Annotated in this window: 15 protein-coding genes; 7 read left to right on the top strand and 8 right to left on the bottom strand. The window is 73.3% G+C overall.

From position 1 onward, the window contains the following. Positions 1 to 5 precede the first annotated feature (5 nt). The 3 genes from FHS13_RS08470 to FHS13_RS08460 all read left to right on the top strand — a co-directional run bounded on the left by FHS13_RS08470 (position 6) and on the right by FHS13_RS08460 (position 4,434). Positions 6 to 1,517, top strand: a complete 1,512-nt coding sequence (locus FHS13_RS08470) for an RAMP superfamily CRISPR-associated protein (RefSeq protein ID WP_343064950.1) — start codon at positions 6 to 8, stop codon at positions 1,515 to 1,517. Then, positions 1,514 to 2,254: a hypothetical protein gene (locus FHS13_RS08465; protein WP_184290128.1), complete on the top strand. Its 741-nt coding sequence runs from the start codon at positions 1,514 to 1,516 to the stop codon at positions 2,252 to 2,254. Before FHS13_RS08470 ends, FHS13_RS08465 begins: the two co-directional genes overlap by 4 nt. Before the next feature lie 89 nt (positions 2,255 to 2,343). After that, positions 2,344 to 4,434 (top strand): TIGR03986 family type III CRISPR-associated RAMP protein, encoded by a 2,091-nt coding sequence (locus tag FHS13_RS08460; protein WP_246404970.1) that lies wholly within the window; start codon positions 2,344 to 2,346, stop codon positions 4,432 to 4,434. Between the two features lie 484 nt (positions 4,435 to 4,918). Here the strand turns inward: FHS13_RS08460 and FHS13_RS08455 are convergent, their stop codons facing one another. After that, entirely contained in the window at positions 4,919 to 6,064 is a 1,146-nt protein-coding gene (locus FHS13_RS08455) for a hypothetical protein (protein ID WP_184290124.1), read from the bottom strand. Positions 6,065 to 6,418: 354 nt separating this feature from the next. Here FHS13_RS08455 and FHS13_RS08450 point away from each other — a divergent pair, with 354 nt between their 5' ends. From FHS13_RS08450 to FHS13_RS08440, 3 genes are all read left to right on the top strand, one after another. Beyond that, positions 6,419 to 6,850 (top strand): hypothetical protein, encoded by a 432-nt coding sequence (locus FHS13_RS08450; RefSeq protein ID WP_246404832.1) that lies wholly within the window; start codon positions 6,419 to 6,421, stop codon positions 6,848 to 6,850. Positions 6,851 to 6,858: 8 nt separating this feature from the next. Then, on the top strand, positions 6,859 to 8,985 hold the full coding sequence (locus FHS13_RS08445; protein WP_184290122.1) for a CRISPR-associated protein: 2,127 nt from the start codon (positions 6,859 to 6,861) through the stop codon (positions 8,983 to 8,985). A 141-nt stretch (positions 8,986 to 9,126) separates the two neighbouring features. Beyond that, a complete protein-coding gene (locus FHS13_RS08440; protein ID WP_184290120.1) occupies positions 9,127 to 10,698 on the top strand; it encodes an alpha/beta fold hydrolase in 1,572 nt (523 codons plus the stop codon). A 52-nt stretch (positions 10,699 to 10,750) separates the two neighbouring features. Here FHS13_RS08440 and pgl read toward each other — a convergent pair whose 3' ends face one another. From pgl to tkt, 5 genes are all read right to left on the bottom strand, one after another. Next, positions 10,751 to 11,497 (bottom strand): 6-phosphogluconolactonase, encoded by a 747-nt coding sequence (gene pgl, locus FHS13_RS08435; protein ID WP_184290118.1) that lies wholly within the window; start codon positions 11,495 to 11,497, stop codon positions 10,751 to 10,753. Beyond that, entirely contained in the window at positions 11,494 to 12,420 is a 927-nt protein-coding gene (locus FHS13_RS08430) for a glucose-6-phosphate dehydrogenase assembly protein OpcA (protein ID WP_184290116.1), read from the bottom strand. Before FHS13_RS08430 ends, pgl begins: the two co-directional genes overlap by 4 nt. A 28-nt stretch (positions 12,421 to 12,448) precedes the next feature. Next, positions 12,449 to 13,999 (bottom strand): glucose-6-phosphate dehydrogenase, encoded by a 1,551-nt coding sequence (gene zwf / locus FHS13_RS08425; RefSeq protein ID WP_184290273.1) that lies wholly within the window; start codon positions 13,997 to 13,999, stop codon positions 12,449 to 12,451. Positions 14,000 to 14,069: 70 nt separating this feature from the next. After that, positions 14,070 to 15,179, bottom strand: a complete 1,110-nt coding sequence (gene tal / locus FHS13_RS08420; protein ID WP_184290114.1) for a transaldolase — start codon at positions 15,177 to 15,179, stop codon at positions 14,070 to 14,072. 84 nt (positions 15,180 to 15,263) lie between these two features. After that, positions 15,264 to 17,357 carry a transketolase gene (gene tkt / locus FHS13_RS08415; RefSeq protein WP_184290112.1) on the bottom strand — a complete coding sequence of 698 codons (2,094 nt, stop codon included), beginning with the start codon at positions 17,355 to 17,357 and terminating at the stop codon, positions 15,264 to 15,266. 655 nt (positions 17,358 to 18,012) lie between these two features. On the opposite strand from tkt, the gene FHS13_RS08410 reads away from it, so the two are divergent. Continuing rightward, positions 18,013 to 18,978: a heme o synthase gene (locus tag FHS13_RS08410; protein WP_184290110.1), complete on the top strand. Its 966-nt coding sequence runs from the start codon at positions 18,013 to 18,015 to the stop codon at positions 18,976 to 18,978. 82 nt (positions 18,979 to 19,060) lie between these two features. Here the strand turns inward: FHS13_RS08410 and FHS13_RS08405 are convergent, their stop codons facing one another. Both FHS13_RS08405 and FHS13_RS08400 read right to left on the bottom strand, forming a co-directional pair. Next, complete coding sequence (locus tag FHS13_RS08405; protein WP_184290107.1) at positions 19,061 to 19,609, bottom strand: GNAT family N-acetyltransferase; 549 nt, start codon at positions 19,607 to 19,609, stop codon at positions 19,061 to 19,063. Between the two features lie 160 nt (positions 19,610 to 19,769). After that, complete coding sequence (locus FHS13_RS08400) at positions 19,770 to 20,204, bottom strand: hypothetical protein (RefSeq protein ID WP_221442524.1); 435 nt, start codon at positions 20,202 to 20,204, stop codon at positions 19,770 to 19,772. Positions 20,205 to 20,254 lie beyond the last annotated feature (50 nt).

Genomic DNA, 20,254 nt, shown 5'->3' with positions numbered 1-20,254 from the left:
ACACCGTGCGACTGCTCTGGGAGATCACCGGACGGCTGCTCCTGCTCTCCGACGCCCACGTCGGTGCCGCCCGGTCCGCCCCCCGCCACACCGCCGGCGGCGACGCCGACCTGCAGCTGGACCGCGACCCCGGCAGCGGGCTGCCGCGGCTGAGGGCCGGCACCCTCGCCGGTCTGCTGCGCCACGAACTGGCCGCCCGCACCGCCGACCCCGACCGCGCCCGCGAGCTCTTCGGCGCGGCCGCGTCCGACACCGGCGCACGTCCCGCCAGCGCCCTGCACCTCGACGACGCCCTGGCCCGGATCCCGGGTGAGGCCCCCGCGGAGGTCCGCACCGCCACCCGCGTCGATCCCGCTTCCGCCACCGTCCGCCCCGGCCGTACGTGGCGGGAGGAGATCCTGCCCGCGGGCACCGAGTTCGACGTCCACCTGCGCCTGCACGTGCCTGCCCCCGCGGACGAGGCCCGCCTGCTCACCCTCCTGCTGCTGGCCGCCGGCGGCCTCACCGGGGCGGGACCCGGCATCCGCGTCGGCGCCCGCACCGGGCGCGGCCACGGCACGGTGCGCGCCACCCGGTGGCGGGTGCGCCGCCACGACCTCGCCGACGAGCACGACTGGTTCGCCTACCACGCGCGCACCTGGGAGGAGCGCTGGCGGGAGGGCAGCGAGGAACTCGCCGACGCGCCCGCGGACCTGGCCGACGCACTGGTCCGGCAGTTGCGCGGGCACGGCCGCACCGCCATTGCCGCCCATGTCCTGGCCCGCTCCCGGCAGCCCGACCGCCGCCACCGCGCCGAGCTGCACCTGACCCTCGAGGCGGCCGAGCGCACCGACCCCCTGTCCCCGCCTCCGGGCGGTACCCGGCCCGGGCTTCTGGCCGGTGGAGCCCTCTCGGGGGAACGGCTCGGCGGCACCGCGCTGTTCTCCCTGTTCAAACGCATCGGCGCCCGTCTGGCCCGCGACACCGCCGAGCAGCTCGCCGAGGGCGGGGAACCCGCTTCGTGGCGGGACTGGCACGACCGCTGGTGGGGTGCCGACACCGACCCCCGCACCGCTCGGCCGCGGCCTTCGAGGATCCGGCTCAGGGCAGCCCCCGTTCTCACCGGCGGCACACGCCTGACCGCCACCCGGCTGACCGTGGACCCGCTGTTCGGCGACGCCGTGGAGGGCCGGGTGTTCACCGGTGACCTGCTCTGCGGAGGCGGCGCCGAGGCCGTCCTCGACGTCGACGGGCCGGAGGAAGCGGTGTACGGCCTGCTCGCGCTGCTGGTGCGGGAACTGGCCACGGTGCCCCTCGACGCCCTGGGCGCCGCGACGGGCAGCGGCAACGGCCGCCTCACGGCCGTCCGGGCGGTGCTGGCCGTGTATTCCGGGGCCGACGGGCCGCCGCGCACCGTGGACCTGCTCGCGGCACTGTTCGATCCGCACGGGCCGGAGGCGGCCGCCGCACACGGCTGGCTGGCGTGCCTGCACGCCCGCCTCGCCCCCGGCGGGGCGGAAGGGGAGGAGCACGGGTGATTCCACAGCCACCTGTCCCGGCCGGACTGGCCTGGGCCGAACTCGGCGGCGACCAGATCGACGCCGTCCTGGCCGAGGTCTTCGTCCGCGGTGTCCGCTGCGGCCTGCTCGACACCGGCACCGGCGGGGTCCCCGCTTTCCCGGGCCACCCCCAGTGGCTGCTCGCCGAACTCGGTGACGGCCGCATCACCGGTTCCTGCCCCGGTGGCACGTGGCGGCGCTCCGACACACCGCCCACCGCCGACCTGTCGGCGCCGTCCCTGGACCCCGGCACCGACCGCTGGCGGATCCTGGAGGTCCTCGTGTTCGGACCGCACACCCAGATCCGGTTGGGAGAGGGGGCCAGGTCGGGGTGGATCAGCGCCGACGCCCCCGTCGAGGTGCCTCCGTGGCTGCGGCCGCGCGACCGCTCCTTCCTCCTGCAGGGATGGAACGGCCCCGACCACAGCCGCACCCTGGAGGGGGAGGTGCCGCTGGCCGTCACCGGCGAGCCCTCCGGGAACACGGCCGTGCTCCCCGCCGCCTGGGCCGACTTCACCGTGCGCTCCCGCCGCCGGGCGACCTCCGAGGGAACTTGGCTGACGGTCCGCGAGTACTGGGCCGAGGATCCCGCGACCGGTGCTGTGGGCGTTGCCTTCCACCGGCTCACCGGTGTGCGCACCGGACCCAAACCCACCGGACCGCTCCTGGACCCCGCCACCGGCGACGAGCTTCCTCACGGGAGAGGGCCGCGGTGAACCCACGGGACGTCGCCGCCAGAGCCGGATCGGCACCGCGTTTCCACGCGACCGCGCCCTACGGCCTGGTCCGGATCGCCGAGACGCCGATGCCCGCGGCCGACCTGCACACCGGCCACGGCACCGCGGAGCTGCTGCGCAGCCACGACCGCACCGTGCCGGGCACGCACTCGGGCTGGATCGACCTGACCCTGACGACGCTTACCCCCCTCTTCGTCGGACAGGCCGGGGATGGGGAGGGGGTGGCCCGCTCCCTGCGCCTTCCGCACGGCGGGCACCTCCTGCCCGCCGTCCCCGGGACGACCCTGCGGGGCCTGGTGCGCAACACCGTGCGCATGCTCACCAGCGGTGAGACCGGGGAGGTCAACACCCCCATGCTGTTCTTCCGGGCCCCCGTGCGCGTCGATCCCGCAGGCGCGGACGGCGGACCGTCCGCCCGGGCGCGCCGGGTCATGGCCCGCCAGCACGAGCACTACCGCAGGAGGCGCAGGGGCCTGCGTACGCGGCAGGGATTCCTCTACCGGTCCGAGGAGGGCTGGTACATCGTGGACGTTCCCGCCACCTCCCTGGGGAGCGCGGCCGGCCAGGCGCTCAAGGTGTCGTTCGCCGTCCTGCGCGAGAGCCTGGAGACCTGGGACCTCGGCGTCGAAGGCTTTCCCGACCCGCCCCAGGGAAGCGCCTACGTTCCCACCACCCACGAGCAGCACGGACGGCTCCAGTACCGCTGGGTGCACGCCGTCCAACTGCCGGGGGAGCGGCGGATCGCGGCCGTGGCCCCTACCGCGGAGTCGGCCGCCGAGTACCTGCGCGCCCGTACGGCACCCGGCGGGGCCCGCGGAGCTTCGGCGGAGGCGCTGCTCGTCCTGACCGGGGTCGCCGCGGGCGAGCGCCGCAACGCCTACCTCTTCCCGCGGCCGCGCGACCTCAGGAACGGGCGGAGGAGTGTTCCCGACGCCCTGGTGGAGCTGTTCGAGTCCGCCGACCAGGTCACCGGGTACCAGCGTGCCGCCTTCCCCGACGGCCTCGGCCCGGGCGGCCGCGCACCCGGGCGCGAGCCCGTCGCGGGGACGGGAGGCGGCGGCCTGCCGCGCCGGGGGTTGGAACCGGTGTGGTTCGACGTCGACCCCTTCGGGGAGGTGGTCTCCTTCGGCCGCTCCGGCGGTTACCGGATCGCCGTCAGCGACGACAACCCCGTCCGCCGGGCGGTTCCCCCGGCGGTCCTCGGACCCCAGCCGGGGGACGCGGACCGGGGCGGCCGGGCGGGCCGCACGGTGGACGTGTGCCGGGCGCTGTTCGGGGACACCGACACCTTCGCCGACGAGCCGAGGGCCTCCAAGGGACGGGTGTCCTTCGGCGGTGCGCTGTGCACCGACCCCGACCCCGACTACCCCGACGGTGCCGCCCTGCGCGTCCGACTGCTGTCGCCCCAGCGCGGCTGCTTCGCCAACTACCTCGTCCAAGGGCCGGACGCAGCCTCGGGGGACCGGCCGGACGTCATCACCTGGTCGCACGAGGGACAGGTACGGCTCGGCGGGTACAAGGCCTACCTGCACCGGCACCGGGACGACCTGGGCAGCCCCGTCCGCTACGACGCCCGCGCCCAGAAGGACCTGGGGCTGAGCGTGCTGGCCCCCGGCCGCTCGGTGGCCCCGCCCAGGGGCACCCAGCGCGACATCGTCCCCCTGCGCGACGGCCTCACCTTCCGCTCGCGGATCACCTTCACCAACCTCACCGACGGAGAGCTCGGCGCGCTGCTGCGGGCCCTGCTCCTGGACAACCCGCCCGACGGCGGAGACCCCCGCAACCCCGAGCACGCCCACAAGATCGGCATGGGCAAGGCCCTGGGGATGGGCAGTGTCCACCTGCGCCCCGAACTCCACCTGGTGGACCGCCGGGCCCGGACCCTGTCCCTGGACCCCGGCGCCGGGGTGGTCCGCGCCGGAAGGGAGCGGATCGCCGCCCTCCTGGAGGCCTTCGACGCCGCCCTCGCGGCCCGCCGCCTGCGGGCCGGGCCGGAGCACTGGAGGGAGGTGGACCAGGCCGTCGACGTGTGCCTGGCCACCCGCTGGCGCCGCCGGCTGCCCTGGCGGGCGACGGCTGTGATGTCGCTGCGCGAGTTCGCCGAGTATCCCGTCCTGCTCCCGCTGACCGAACGCTACCGGGAGGCGGGCCTTCTCTGAGCGGTGTCCTCCCCTGCCCCTTCGGGGCCTCCGCTTCGCTTTGGCCCCTGCTCGGGCGCCTTTCGGGCGCGGTTCTTCGTCGCTCGCTCACGCCCTCGTTCCTCGGGCGTTCGCTCCGCTCCTGCAGAACCCCGCCGGCGCCCTCACTGTGTTTGCTTTGGGGCCTCCGCTTCGCTTTGGCCCCTGCTCGGGCGCCTTTCGGGCGCGGTTCTTCGTCGCTGCGCTCACATCCTCGTTCCTCGGATGTTCGCTCCACTCCTGCAGAACCCCGCCGGCGCCCTCACGGCACACCCCCTGGGGCGCGGGTGGGCTTGCAGGTGACCGGCGCTTCGGTCCACCCGTCGCCCGCCACCACCCTCAACGGACGGCCTTCGGCCGCAGCCCCCCGATTCGGACGCCCCTCAAGGTGCGGTTCTTCGTCGCTGCGCTCACATCCTCGTGCCTCGGGTGTTCGCTCCGCTCCTGCAGAACCCCGCCGGCGCCCTCACGAGTCGGTGATGACGTCGGCGAGGGCGTCGAGCAGGTCGGCGCGCGTGTCGGGGTCGTCCTGGGCGCCGGCCCACAGCACGGGGATGCCGCGTCCCTGTTCCAGGATCGAGCACAGCAGCGTGTCCAGCGCGCCCTGGGGATCGGCCTCGAAGGCGTCGCGCTCCTCCTGGGCGCGGGCGGACAGCTCCAGGGCGATCCGCTCCAGCCACATCCGGTCCTCCTCGCCGATCACCTCGCGGCACCCCGCCGCGTCGGGGCCCGGGGCGGGGGGAGCCACGGGTGCGTAGGGCGCGCTGCGGGCCCGGCCGCGGGCCTGCTGCACCAGGCCGAAGTGGACGGGCATGTCCACCGCCATCCTGCCCAGGACGCCGGTGAGGCGCCGGGCGACGTCCTCACCGCTCAACGTCGGCAGGAGGCGGCGCAGCAGCAGCCGGCGCTGCTGGTCGGGGGTGCGGCCGGCGTCGGCGTCGCGACCGGAGGCGAGCTCGGCAAGCTTGCGCAGCAGGTAGTCGCCGGTGGCGGTGGAGACCATCGGCGGTTCCTTGGCAGCGGTGAGGGAGCGTCCGTGCAGGTCGGCGACAGGTACGGCGCTGCCGTCCTCGGTGAAGGACACGCTCTCACCCGGGTGGACGTCCTCGGGAAGGTCCGCGGCAGGGTTGCCCCAGCCGGCCGTGAGCACGAGCATGGCCAGCGCCTCCTGCTCGACGACGTCGGTGGCCACGCGGGCCACGTCGCGGCGCTGGACCCAGCGCCGCGGCCGCTCGGAGAAGGCACAGCGGACCCGCCCGCCGCCGACGGGAAGCGGGTACACGTGGCGCAGGTTCTTGTACGAGCGGTCCCGGCGCACGTCGTCCAGGGCGTCGCGCAGCCGGTGCGCGGCGGTGCGGTCCACTCCCTTCTCGCCGGGTTCGGCGCGTCTCATCCGTACGGCGACGACGCTGTCGGCGTCACCGCCGTGGACCGGGCACGGGCAGTGCTCGGCGCACAGGTCGACGTAGTCGCAGAACTGTTCGGAGTGCCCCGAACAACCCTGCGCCGTTCCGTCCGCGGAGCAGGGGCCGCATCCCAGGACGCGTGTGAAGACACGCAGAAAGGCTGCGGATCCGAAAAGCTCCCAGGCGGAGCAGTGGTGCGTGCTCACGAACTCTTCTCCCCGGAGTCCGGGGCCGGGACGCTTCCCCAGCCCTCCGGAGAAGCGTTTTCGCGAGTCGTGAGTCCCTCTGTGGCACTCCCGCGCCAACGGGAGACCGACCAACAAAATAGGCGCCTTGCCGGGGAAGTGTCAATTACCGTCTTCAGTCCTGAAAGCGTGGAAAGTATCAGAGAGGCCTTATATCGGTCACCAATAACAGCAGCATCAAAATTTTCCTGCCGAAACAGCTCCGAAAACCTGTCCGCTCCTGTGTCCGAGAGACGGCGGTGAGCACCCCCGACGGGGTCTTCCGGCCGGTTCGCGGGCCGGTCGCCGCGGAGTGAGAGGAACGGAGGTCGCCGGATGCCGGTGCGCAACCTGACGCCGCATGTGGTGACAGTCGTGGACGAGGACGCGAGGGTCATCCGCAGCTGGCCGAGCGCGGCGGAACCCGCCAGGGTCGAGGCCGTGAGGATACCCGTGGGACATCTGGACGACGCCACGTGTGCGGGGCGGGTCCCCCTGGTGGCGGAGCGGCGCACCAGGGCCAACCTGCCCGAACCCCAGGAGGGGGTGTGGCTCATCGTCTCCTCCGTGGTGGGGTCGGCGCACCCCGAGCGCAGCGACCTGCTCGTCCCCACCGACCTCGTCCGGGACTGCCGGGGCGTGGTCACCGGCTGTCGTTCGTTCGCCGTCAGCGGAGCCCCGCCGCGGGGAGGCCTGCCCCACCAGGGGAGTGCCCGGGAGGAGGATGCGGCCGGTAGCGTTGCCGTCGCCGACAGAACCCCAGCCTGAAGGACGCCGTGGCCGACCCCCGAACCGCAGTCGTGCTCGTCGGGCAGAACCCCACACCCGCGCTGCTGTCCTCCCTCACCCTTCCCGCCGACGACCTCGCACTGGTCGGCAGCGACGGAACCCGGGTCCACGCCGCCCGGGTCGCCGACGCACTGGCGCGCCTGCGGCCCCGGGCCCGGGTCTCGGTGGAGAGCGTCGGTCCCGACCCGCACGACTTCGGGGCAACGGCCCGTACGCTCGACGCCCTCCATCGCGACCGCGGCGGGCGGCCCTGGTCCCTGGACTACACCGGCGGCACGAAGGTGATGAGCGTGGCCGCCGCCCTCCACCACGAGCAGGCTCTGACCGGGACGGGCGATCCCGCCCGCCACCGCTACTACCTCGACCCCGTCGCCGACCTCCTGCGGGCCCCCGACGGTTCCGGCCTGCCGGTGGACAGCGACGGTGTCGACCTCGGGATCCTCGCCGGCATCCACGGCGCCCGGTGGCTCTCCGACCGCGATCCCCGGACCGTCCGCATCGCTGTCGGCGGCGGTGTGCGCGCCCTGCGCGCCGCCTTTCCCGACCTGCCGCCCCCGGAGGTGCGCGGCGTGCTCAACGAGGCCGAGCTGCTGCGCCACCTGCGGCGGATCGCCCGCGGACGGCCCGGGGTCGAGGTGCTCGGCCCGCGCCGGGTCGCCGATCCGCGCCGACCCGACTCCTCCACCGCCGACTTCGACGCCCTCGTGCGGATCGGGCACCGCGTCCTGTGCGTGGAGGTCAAGAGCAGCCCCGAGGAGGTGGTCGCCCGCGCCGGGTGGACGGTGGCCAAGGCCAGACGGGTGTTCGGCAACGTCGCCAAGGTCCTGTTCGTCCACGCCGGCCCGGCCGTTTCCGACCTGCGCCGCCGGATCGGCGCCTACACCCCCGCCCTGAGCTCACCGAACGTACAGGTCTGGAACATGTCCGACCTGCGCGAACGTCTCGGCGACATCGACAGGTTCCGCGAGGCCTTCTTCCCCGGCACGGGGAGACTCCCCTCGGGCCCCCGCTCCGGCGGTGTTCCCCCCGCCCCCGGCCCCGCGGCTCCTCCGCGCCACCACCCCGGCCCCGGGGACGGCCCCGTGCTGGTCACCTCGCTGGGAAGCAGCAGGCTGGGCACCCTCACCGCCGTCCACGCGCACAGGCCCGCGCGGACCCTGGTGCTCTCCTCGCGCCAGGGACTGCGCTCGGGTGTGCGCGACGCGGCCGCGCGCACCCTCCACGCGGCGGAGAACCCCGGATCCCCGCCTGCCGACGCCGCCCTCCTGAGGGAGGCGGGGTATCGCGACCGGGTCCGCTTCACCGCCGACCCCGTGGACGGATTCGACGCCGAGGGCGTTGCCGCCGCCGCGCAGGCCTGGATCGAGGAGGAATGCTCGGCCGGGAACCCGCCGCCGGTGGTCGCCGACATCACCACCGGCACCAAGGCGATGAGCCTGGGCCTGGCCATGGCCGCCCGCCGTTCGGGCGCCTGCATCGCCTACCAACTGATCCACGAGCGCTCCGTGGTCTGCCTGCCCCACGGCAGGATCCCCCTGCGTGGACGCGCCTCCGTGGACTGGCAGCTGGCCCTGCCGGGATACACGCCCCTGGAGGCGCCGCCCGAGGAGGCGGTGCACCCGCACGCCGCCGTCGACACCGAGCTCCTGGCCGCCGCGGCCCGGGCTCTGATCCGCGCGGCCCGCGGCCCGGTACAGGTGTGGGCCGACGAGACCCTGTCCGATCCGGAGGCCTGCCTGACCGCGCAGGAGCGGCCCAGCCTGGTGCTCACCTTCGGTGACCGGGCGGTCGGTCTGTCCGCCCCGGCCTGGCACCGCCGCGTCCGCGGCGACCGGGTACGGCAGGTGCGGCGCGGTACGTGGGCCCAGAGCGTCCACGCCGCCACGACGCACCTCAGCCTCCGCTGCGACGTCGCGGGCAAGGTGGTGGCCCTCTCCCGGCCGGGAGGGGACGTCAGCCGAGCCGTCGAGCTGGTCGACTGGATCACCCACTCCGAGCCGGAGGAACGGCAGGCGCCCCGCCTGGAGTTCGGCGAACCGCTGCGCCCCCTCGTGGTGGTCGCCGAGCCCCGGGACGTGGCCGGGGCGCTGGACACCGACGTCGGCGAGCTCTGAGCCCGGTCCGCGGCGCGGACAAGACGGACTGTTTACCCCCTGGTAGAGGTGTCCCTCTCCGCCGTTGACCGGCGCTCCGCTGGTATGGGGAACGAGGTGTACGGAGCCCCGGTCCGGGGCCGACAGGAACGGAGCCCCGACGTGCGGTACACGGGTGTGCGTGCCCTGGGAACCGGGGCACTGGCGGCGGTGCTGGCCACAGGGCCGACAGGGGCCGCGCCCCTGCCCGCCGACCACGGCGGAACCGCCCCGTTCTACGGCCAGAGCATCGCCTGGGAGCCCTGCCGCACGCAGCAGGAGCTCGACGCCCTCGACCCCGACGCGGGAGGGGGCAACCCCCTGTGGCTGGCGCCGTTCGAGTGCGGCGAGGTCACCGTCCCCCTCGACTACGCCGACCCCGGCGGTGACACGTTCACCCTCGCCGTGGCGCGCCGCCCCGCGGAGGACGGTGACGCCCAGGGCTCCCTGGTGGTCAACTTCGGCGGCCCGGGCCTCTCCGCGATCGACGCCGCCGCGCACCCCTTCCTGAGCAGGCAGGTCCGCGAGGCCTTCGACCTCGTCCTCGTCGACCCGCGCGGCGTCGGCCGCAGCGGGGCCGTCGCGTGCACGGGGGAGGAGGCCCTCCGGGAGGCGGTGGCCGACGCGGCGCGTCACGACCCGGAGCAGGTCCCCGCCGGGGTCCTGCGGGCCCTCGGCGACGCCTCCCGGGACCACCTCGCCGGCTGCCTGAGCAGGACCGGCAGGGACCGGCTCACCGCTGTGGGCACCGTCAACACCGTGCGCGACCTCGACATCGTCCGCGACGCCCTGGGCGATCCCCGCCTCACCTACCTCGGCTACTCCTACGGCACCCACATCGGCTCCCTGTACGCCTCCATGTACCCCGAGAACACCCGCGCCGTGGTCCTGGACGGGGTGGTGGACCCCGGCCCGGGCCTCGGCCGGAGCCTGGCCGAACAGCAGGTGGAGGGGGTCGCGCGCGCGTGGCGGGGAGTGGTCGGCCACTGCGTCGACACCCTCCCCGACTGCCCCTTCACCTCCACCGGCGCCGCCGAGGAGGAGACACGCGAACTCCTGGACCTCTTCGAGGAGCAGGGGCACACGGTCGACGGCCGGGAGATCACCGGCGACAGGCTGATGGAGCTCGTCGCGGCGCATCTGGCCCTGGAGCAGTCCTGGCCCCAGCTGGCGGCCTTCTTCACCGGGATCGCCCAGGGCGGCACCGACGAGGTCTTCCGCACCTACCTGGAGTACCTCGCCGCCGATCCCGAACCCCTCGACACCCCCGGTCACGGCGCCGCCTTCCACGCGGTCACCTGCGCCGACGAGCCCGGGCCGCTCCGGATGGAGGACCTGCGGCGCGCCGCCGCCGACGCGGCGCGGGACGCACCGCTCTTCGGCACCGCCCGGGTGTGGAGCGGAGCCGCCTGCGTCTCCTGGCCGCGGACCGAGACGGCGCCGCAGGGCTACAGCGCCGCCGCGGCCCCGCCGATCGTGCTCATCGGGGCCCGGCAGGACCCCGCCACCCCCTACATCTGGGCCGAACGGATGCACCGGCGGCTGACGACCTCGGTCCTGGTCACCTACGAGGGCGGCGGGCACACCGTCTACGGCTACGGCCGCTCCGTGTGCGTGGACGAACCCGTCGACGACTACCTGCTCACCGGCGAGCCCCCCGAACCGGGGACCACCTGCCCGTCGACCCTGTCCTGACACGGCGGAGCCCCGGCCCCCGCCGAGGGGACCGGGGCTCCCGGCACCGGCGTCAGATCAGGGACGCCGCCGCCTCGTCCACCCAGAACACCGTCTTCTCCGCACCGCGTGCGCCGGACACCGGGGCCCGGTCCACGTCCGTGCCGGCGAGGCCCAGGCGGACGGCCTCGGCCTTGCTCTCACCCGAGGCCAGCAGCCACACCTCGCGCGCCGAGCGGATCGACGGGAAGGTCAGCGTGACCCGCTGCGGCGGCGGCTTGGGCGAGTCGTGCACCGCCGTGACCGAGGCCCCGTCCTCCCGTACGTGGGACAGGCCCGGGAACAGCGACGCCACGTGCGCGTCCGGCCCCACCCCCAGCAGGCAGACGTCGAACTGCGGAACCGGGCCCTGCCCGCGCGCCGCCGTGGTCAGCTCCCGCGCGTACCTCGTGGCCGCGTGCTCGACCTGGTCGCCGTCCATCCCGTCGGAGGCCGGCATCGGGTGCACCTGGTGCGGGGGCACGTCGATCGCGTCGATCAGCGCCTCGCACGCCTGCGTCTCGTTGCGCTCGGGGTCCTTGTCGGGCAGGAACCGCTCGTCGCCCCACCACAGGTGCACGTGCGACCAGTTCACGTTCGACTCGGCGGCGCGGTCGCGCAGCGCGGCCAGTGTCGCGATGCCGATCCCGCCTCCGGTGAGTACCAGGTGGAAGGGCCGCTTCTCGGCCTCGGCCTGGACGATCATGTTCACCAGCCGCAGAGCCACGCTCCCGGCCAGTTCCTCGGCGTCCGCGTGTCGGACGACCTGGGGCTCACTCATCCCTGTGCTCCGCTTCCGGCAGACAGCGGCCCCAGCAGGCGGGCCGCGCTCTCGTAGGTCTCGTCGGGGTCCAGTCGGCGCAGTTCCTCGGCCAGGGCCTGGGACGCGGTGCGCCGCGCCAGCGCCACCGTCTGGTCGGGCTGTCCGAACCGCGACAGCGTGGCCGTGCGGCCGTCGGCCCGGGAGATCGCGATCTCCCCCTCGGTGGTGACCAGCCGCGCCTCGGTCAGGCCGGGGCCGTGCGAGGTGTCGCGCTCCACCGGCACCTCCAGCCGGTCGGACAGCCACGCCGCCAGCAGCTCCGCGCTCGGGTAGTGCGGCTCGGCCGTCACCCGGGCCGAGGTCACCCATCCGGACGGCTGGTCCATGGCGCTGGCCAGCAGCGAGCGCCACGGTGTCAGCCGGGTCCAGGTCAGGTCGGTGTCGCCCGGCGTGTAGTGGGCGACCCGTTCCACCAGGTCGTTCAGCGGGTCGGCGGCGCGCAGGGCGTCGGTGATGCGCCGCTGGGCGAGCCGGCCCACCGGGTCGGAGGCCGGATCGGTGGGTCCGGCGCCCGGCCACCACGCCACCACGGGTGCGTCCGGGACCAGCAGCGGGGTGACCACCGAGGTGACGTGCTCCCCCAGCGGACCGTACAGCCGCAGGAGCACGGCCTCCCCCGGCCCGGAGGTGCCCGGGCGGCGGATCTCGGCGTCGATGGCGGGTTCCGCCTCGGGCTCGCGCCGGATCAGGGCGATGACCCGCGAGGGGTGCTCGCGACCGGCCTCGGTGGCGGCCCGCACGGCGTCGTAGTGGTCGGCCTCGTCGGTGACGATGACCAGGGTGAGCACCATGCTCATGGCGCCGCCGCCGACGCTGTGGCGCTCGGCCATGAGCGCCTCGGTGATCTGCGCGGTGGTGGTGCGCGGCAGGTAGAGGGTCATCCGTTCCTCCCGGCGTGGGCGTGACTGGTCACGGGCGCCGCCACTGGCGGCCGTCGCGGGCGAGCAGCTGGGCCCCCGACTCCGGGCCCCAGGTGCCCGAGCCGTACTGCTCCGGCTGCCCCTGCTCGGCCCAGAACTCCTCGATCGGGTCGAGGATCCGCCAGGACAGCTCCACCTCCTCCTGGCGCGGGAACAGCGGGGGGTCGCCGATGAGCACGTCCAGGATGAGCCGCTCGTAGGCCTCGGGGCTGGCCTCGGTGAAGGACTGGCCGTACGTGAAGTCCATGCTGACGTCGCGGACCTCCATGCTGGGCCCCGGCACCTTGGAGCCGAAGCGCAGCGTCACCCCCTCGTCGGGCTGGATGCGCAGCACCAGGGCGTTCTGCCCCAGTTCGCTGACATCACTGCGCGGGAACAGGTGCTGGGGCGTCGCCTGGAAGACCAGTGCCACCTCCGTCACCCTGCGCCCCAACCGCTTTCCGGTGCGCAGGTAGAAGGGCACGCCCGACCACCGCCGGGTCTCGACCGCCAGCTTGAGCGCCGCGTAGGTCTCGGTCGTGGAGTCGGAGGGGATGCCCTCCTCCTCCAGGTAGCCGCACACCTTCGCGCCGCCCTGCCAGCCGGAGGCGTACTGGCCGCGTGCCGTGCCGGTCGCCAGGTCCTCGGGCAGCGCCACCGACGACAGGACCTTCTCCTTCTCGGTGCGGAGGGCGTCCGCGCTGTAGGAGGTGGGTTCCTCCATGGCCACCAGCGCCAGGAGCTGGAGCAGGTGGTTCTGGATGACGTCGCGGGCCGCGCCGATGCCGTCGTAGTAGCCCGCGCGTCCGCCCACACCGATGTCCTCGGCCATGGTGATCTGCACGTGGTCCACGTAGCTGCGGTTCCACAGGGGCTCGAAGAGCGTGTTGGCGAAGCGCACCGCCAGGATGTTCTGGACGGTCTCCTTGCCCAGGTAGTGGTCGATGCGGAACACCGACGAGGGCGGGAAGACCTCGTCCACCACCGCGTTGAGCTCCTGCGCGCTGCGCAGGTCGTGGCCGAACGGCTTCTCGATCACCACGCGGCGCCAGGGAGTGGTCCCGCCCGGGCCGGAGCCCTCGCCCGGGTCGGCCAGCCCCGAGCGCCGCAGCTGCTCGACCACGGTCGGGAACAGCTTGGGCGGCAGCGACAGGTAGAACGCGTAGTTGCCGCCGGTGCCGCGCTCGGCGTCCAGCTCGTGCACGGTCCTGGTGAGCCGGTCGAACGCCTCGTCGTCGTCCAGCTCGCCCTGGACGAAGCGCACGCCCTCGCTGAGCTGGCGCCACACGTCCTCGCGGAACGGGGTGCGGGCGTGCTCGCGCACCGCCTCGTGGGCCAGCTCGGCGAAGTCCTGGTCCTCCCACTCCCGGCGGGCGAAGCCCACCAGGCCGAAGCCCGGCGGCAGCAGTCCCCGGTTGGCCAGGTCGTAGATCGCGGGCAGGAGCTTCTTGCGGGCCAGGTCGCCCGTGACGCCGAACAGCACCAGGACGCATGGCCCGGCGATACGCGGCAGTCTTCGGTCGAGCGAGCTCCGGAGCGGGTTGGGCACCGCTCCCGGCATCACCGGTTCTTTCAAGGATTCCGTCTTCCTCGTCGGGAGTGGCTGGTGGACGGTGGGGTACCGCGCGTGGTCAGGCGGACTTCCCGAGCTTGGCCGCCAGGTCCTCGAGCAGGCCGTCCCAGGAGTCGATGAACTTCTTCACGCCCTCCTGCTCCAGGGTTCCGAACACGTCGGGGAGGTTCACGCCGGCGTCCTCCAGGGCCGCGAAGTCGGCCCGCGCCTGCTCGTAGGTGCCCAGTACCGTGTTGCCGGTGACCTCCGCGTGGTCGGCGGTGGCGTCCAGGGTGGCCTGCGGCATCGTGTTGACGGTGTTCTGCGCCACCAGCCCGGTGACGTAGAGGGTGTCCTCGTAGGCAGGGTCCTTCACGCCGGTGGAGGCCCACAGCGGACGCTGGGGCTTGGCACCGGCCTTCTCCAGCGCCTTCCACTCGGCACCGGAGAACACCTCCTCGTAGGCCTCGTAGGCCAGGCGGGCGTTGGCCAGGGCGGCCCGGCCCAGCAGGGCCTCGGCCTCCGGGGTGCCGATGGCCTTGAGGCGCTTGTCCACCTCGGTGTCCACGCGGCTGACGAAGAAGGAGGCCACCGACTGGATGCGGGACAGGTCGTGGCCGTTCTGCCGGGCCAGCTCCATGCCCTTCAGGAACGCGTCCATCACCTGGCGGTAGCGGTCCAGGGAGAAGATGAGGGTGACGTTGACGCTGATCCCCTCGGCCAGCGTCCGGGTGATCGCGGGAATGCCCTCGGCGGTCGCCGGGATCTTGATCATCAGGTTGGGCCGGTCCACCAGCCACCACAGCGCCTTGGCCTCGGCCACGGTGCGCTCGGTGTTCAGCGCCAGGCGCGGGTCGACCTCCAGGGAGACCCGGCCGTCGACGCGGTCGGTGGCGTCGTAGACCGGGCGCAGGGTGTCGGCCGCCCAGCGGATGTCGTAGGCGGTGAGCATGCGCACGGCCTCGTCGACGGAGACCTCGCGCAGGGCCAGCTCGCGCACCTGCTCGTCGTAGGCGTCGCTCTCGGAGAGCGCCTTGTCGAAGATGGTGGGGTTGGACGTCACACCGACCACGCGGTGGGTGGACATCAGGGATTCCAGGTTGCCGGTGCGCAGGCGGTCGCGGCTGATGTCGTCCAGCCAGACCGACACCCCGGCATCGGACAGGGCCTGCAGCGGTGCGTTGCTCATGTGTTCCACGCCTTCCTCACGGGCGTCGCCGCCCTCTCGGTGGGAAGCGGGGCCCGCCGGCCGAGGCCGACGGGCCCCGCGACGTCAGTTTCCGGCCTTGGCGATGCTCGAACGGACGGCCTCGACCACGGCCTCGGCGGTGAAGCCGAACTCCTCGTAGAGCCTCTGGTAGGAGGCGGAGGCACCGAAGTGCTCCAGGCTGACCGAGACGCCGGCGTCGCCGACGTAGGAGCGCCAACCCATGGCGATGCCGGCCTCGACGGAGACGCGGGCGCGCACCGACGAGGGCAGCACCTGCTCGCGGTACTCCTCGCTCTGGATGTCGAACCACTCCACGCACGGCATGGACACGACGCGCGTCGGGGTGCCGGCCTTCTCCAGCTCGGTACGGGCCGCCAGGGCGATCTGCACCTCGCTGCCGGTCGCGATGACGATCGCCTCGGGGGTGCCCCCGCTCGCCTCGGCCAGCACGTAGCCGCCCTTGAGCGCGCCCTCGGCCGGCGCGTACTCGGTCCGGTCCAGGGTCGGGACGTTCTGGCGGGTCAGCGCCAGCGCGGCCGGGTGGTCGACCGTCTCCAGGATCCTGCGCCAGACCACGGCGGTCTCGTTGGCGTCGGCGGGGCGGATCACGTCCAGGCCCGGGATGGCGCGCAGTGCCCACAGGTGCTCGACCGGCTGGTGCGTGGGGCCGTCCTCGCCCAGGCCGATGGAATCGTGCGTCCACACGTAGGTGACCGGGATCTCCATCAGCGCGGCCAGGCGGACCGCCGGGCGCATGTAGTCGCTGAAGACCAGGAACGTGCCCCCGTAGGGCCGGGTCGGGCCGTGCAGGGCGATGCCGTTGAGGATCGAACCCATGCCGTGCTCGCGGACGCCGAAGTGCAGGACGCGCCCGTAGGGGTCGCCCGGGAACATCTTGCTGGCGCGCTCGTGGGGCAGGAAGGACGGCTCGCCCTTGGGGGTGGTGTTGTTGGAGCCGGCCAGGTCGGCGGAGCCGCCCCACAGCTCGGGCAGGACCGGCGCGATGGCGCTGAGCACCGCGCCGCTGGCGGCGCGGGTGGCGATGCCCTTCTCGCTCGGCTCGAAGACCGGGAGGGACTTCTCCCAGCCCTCGGGCAGCTTGCCGGCCTGGAGCCGGTCGAACAGCTCGCCCCTGTCCCCGGCGCTCTGGCGCCAGGCGTCGAACCCGACCTGCCACTCCTCGCGGGCCCGGCGGCCGCGCTCGACGGCCTTGCGGGTGTACTCGATCACCTCGTCCTCGACGGCGAAGGGCTCGTCGGGCACGCCCAGGATCTTCTTGGTCGCGGAGATCTCGTCGGCGCCCATGGCCGCACCGTGGATCGCCCCGGTGTTCTGCTTGTTGGGTGCGGGCCAGCCGATGATGGTGCGCAGGCGGATGAAGGTGGGCCGCTCGGTCTCGGCCTGGCCGCGCAGAACGGCCTGGTAGAGGGCCTCGACATCCTCGACGTACGTGCCGGTGGCGGTCCAGTCGACCTCCTCCACGTGCCAGCCGTAGGCGCGGTAGCGCGCCGCGACGTCCTCGCTGTGCGCGATACGGGTGTCGTCCTCGATGGAGATCCGGTTGTCGTCCCAGATCATGATGAGGTTGCCCAGGTTCTGGGTGGCCGCCAGGGCACTGGCCTCGTGGCTGACACCCTCCTGGACGTCGCCGTCGGAGCAGAAGGCGTAGATGCGGTGGTCGAAGGGGCTGGTGCCCGGGCCGGCGTCGGGGTGGAACAGGCCGCGCTCGCGCCGGGCGGCCATCGCCATGCCGACCGCGTTGCCCACACCCTGGCCCAGCGGGCCGGTGGTGGTCTCCACGCCGGTGGTGAAGTGCACCTCGGGGTGGCCGGGGGTCTTGCTGCCCCACTGGCGCAGCGACTTGAGGTCCTCCAGCTCCAGCCCGTACCCGGCCAGGTAGAGCTGGCTGTACAGGGTCATGCTCGAGTGGCCGACGGACAGGACGAAGCGGTCCCTGCCGATCCAGTCAGGAGTGGACGGGTCGTGCCGCATCACCTTGTGGAACAGAAGGTAGGCGGCAGGGGCCAGGCTCATCGCGGTGCCGGGATGTCCGCTGCCCGCCTTCTCCACCGCGTCCATCGCCAGCACGCGGACCGTGTCGACAGCTCTGCGGTCGAGGTCCGACCACTCCAGGGTTTGCGGGGCGTGGGTGTTCACGGACTCTCGTTCTCCTTCTCAGGCACCCCTGCCCGGGAACCGGGCGGGGTGTGTGGTCTCGGTCTTGCGTCGGTCGGACCGCTGCCGGGCACTCCTGAGGCTGCTCCGCCCACGGGCGGGACCGGGGGAGCGCGGGGGCAGATGCGGTTGTCAGGGTGCGGCACGCTGCCTGAGGCCGCCCGGACAGCGGTTGTCGCGCCTGGATGGCAGCGACGGATTCAGCCGTGTGCGAGCCTATCGTCCGGTCCGCCGGATGTCGTTGCCCGACACCTCCCCTCGACCGGCGGCTACCCAGGAAGGGGCGGAGCATGCCTGCCGACCCGGAACGCGGGCTCGGCGCGGCCGGTGCGTGGCAGGTTGGAGGGGGACGGGGCGTGTGCGACCCTTGCTGTCACTCGCGCCGCGGGGAACCGGCGAAGGGCCCGAGGGTCGGGGCCTTTCGTACCGAGGGGGGTGGTCTCCGACCCCGGAGAGGAAGTACTACAGTATGTCGTTGACGGGGTTTCCGCTGATCCTGACGCTGTGTCAGGTCCTCCGGCCCCGCGTGGCGAGCAGTCATCCCAAGAGTTGTCGAGGTATCCGCGTGTCTGAAACCGAGCCGGTGCCCCCCGAGGGGACGAGAACGAACTCCCCGGCCATGGGGACGCGATAACCGATGGCCCTCACCAACCGCACCGTTCGCACGGCGCACGACGTCCCCGCTCCCGAGCCCTCCCGCAAGGCCTCGCCGGGTGACTACGTCCGCGCCTACGTCGCCCTCTCCAAGCCCCGCGTCATCGAGCTGCTGCTCATCACCACCATTCCGGTGATGTTCGTCGCCGCCGGGGGAGCCCCCCCGCTGTGGACCGCCGTGTACACCCTGCTGTTCGGCACCATGTCGGCGGCCAGTGCGAACGCGATGAACTGCTACATCGACCGCGACATCGACCGCGAGATGCGCCGCACCCGCCAGCGCCCGGGGGCGATGGACCTGGTGACGCCGCGAGGGGCCCTCGTCTACGGGCTGGTACTCGCCGTCGGGTCCACGGTGGGCTTCGCCCTGCTGGTGAACGTGCTGTCGGCCGCGCTGTCGGTCTTCGCGATCCTGTTCTACATCTTCGTCTACACCCTGCTGCTCAAGCGCCGCACCGCGCAGAACGTGGTGTGGGGCGGCATCGCCGGGTGCATGCCGGTCCTGATCGGCTGGGCGGCCGTCACCAACAGCCTGGACTGGGCGCCGTTCGTCCTCTTCCTGGTCGTGTTCTTCTGGACGCCGCCCCACACCTGGACCCTGGCCATGCGCTACCGGGAGGACTACGCGCAGGCCAAGGTGCCCATGCTCCCCGTCGTCGCCGGCGACCGCCGCGTCCTGCTGGAGTGCGTCCTCTACAGCTGGGCCACCGTGGCCGTCTCGGTCCTGTTCTGGCCGGTGGCGGGCACCACGTGGTTCTACGGGGCGGCCGCCATTGTGCTCGGGGCCCTGCTGGTGGTCCAGGCGCACCGCCTGCTCAGCCGCTCCCGCGCGGGGGTGAGCGGGGCCAAGCTCAAGACCATGGGCTTCTTCCACCTCTCCAACGCCTACCTGGCGCTGCTGTTCACGGCGGTCACCATCGACCCGCTCATCGCGAACATCCTGGCCTGACCGGGCCCGAGCACGCTTCGCGGCGGTCCTTCCCGAGGGGAGGGGCCGCCGCTCCGCTTCTGCCGCAGCGCGGCACCCGCTGTCAGGGCCGGAGGGCTCGGGGCCCCTGCCGACCCGGGGGTGTCAGCGCCAGACGGAACCGGGTGTAGGTGGGGAACTCCGCGACCGGGGTGAACCCGAGTCTGCGCAGCAAGGCGGCGCTGGAGTCGTTGCCGTGGGTGACACCGGCGAACATGTCCGTGGCGCCCAGGACGGCGGAGGCACTCTCGACGAGCGCGGCGCAGGCCGCGCTCGCCCTGCCGTGCCCGGTGGCGTTCTGAGCGAGCCAGTATCCCAGGCCGTAGTGGGGCGGAGCGACGGCGATGATGCCGACCCGGCCCACCAGGGTGCCGTGCAACCGTATGCCGTAGGCGCGCTCCTTCTCGCCGGGGTGGGCCAGTTCCTCCTCGATCTCCTCCGCGGACGCCCCGACCTGGTCGGTGAAGTCGCCGTGGCGGGTCAGATGGGCGCGGTTGGCCCGCAGGAGGGCCCTGTATTCGGCAGAGTCGGCGGAGGTGAGCACGCGCAGGGACACGCCGGGAATCCGGGTGGGCAGCGTCGGAGGCAGGGCGTCGAGGGAGAGGTGGGCCATGGCGGTCACGACAGGCGGCCCGGCCCTCCCCGGCCACGCGATATCGCGTCGGCCCCGCACATCCGCCGGCGGATACCCGGCCGACGAGGCCGGCGGTTCCGGCGTCCTCGGACCTCGGGGAGGGCCTGTGCGGTGGTGACGGGACCGGTCACGGCCGGGGTCATTTCGGCGACCGGTCCACCAGATGCAGGTCTCCGCGCCAACCCCCGTACGTGACACTGCCCGTCGGGAAGACGATCTCCAGGCCGATGCGGCCGGTGTCGGCATCGAACCTCTCGTGTACCGCGGTGACAGGCTCTCCCGCATGAGGGACGAACGGCGACCCGCGCGTCCACGGTGCGACCTCCACGATGCCGTACACGTCCATGTCGTAACCCGAGTGGGGGGCATGGTCGTCCACCATCAGACACCAGTCGGAGCCGGTCGTCAGGTGGAAGACCTCGTCGAGGTCGTCGATGAGCCAGAGATCGATCGGTTCGGCCGTGTACTGGCCGTCGTATCTGTACCATGCGGCCACGACCTGCCTCACGCGGCGCCCGATCAGACGCGCGGGGTCCACTCCCGCCCCGTGCAGCGGACATTCGTACCGTGTCATGGACATCACCCGACGACCGTACCCGGTAGCGCGCTCCCGCCGCCAGGGCC

The organism is Nocardiopsis algeriensis (assembly GCF_014203695.1).
Classification (GTDB): Bacteria; Actinomycetota; Actinomycetes; order Streptosporangiales; family Streptosporangiaceae; genus Nocardiopsis; species Nocardiopsis algeriensis.
This window is presented reverse-complemented; position numbering and strand designations above follow the sequence as displayed.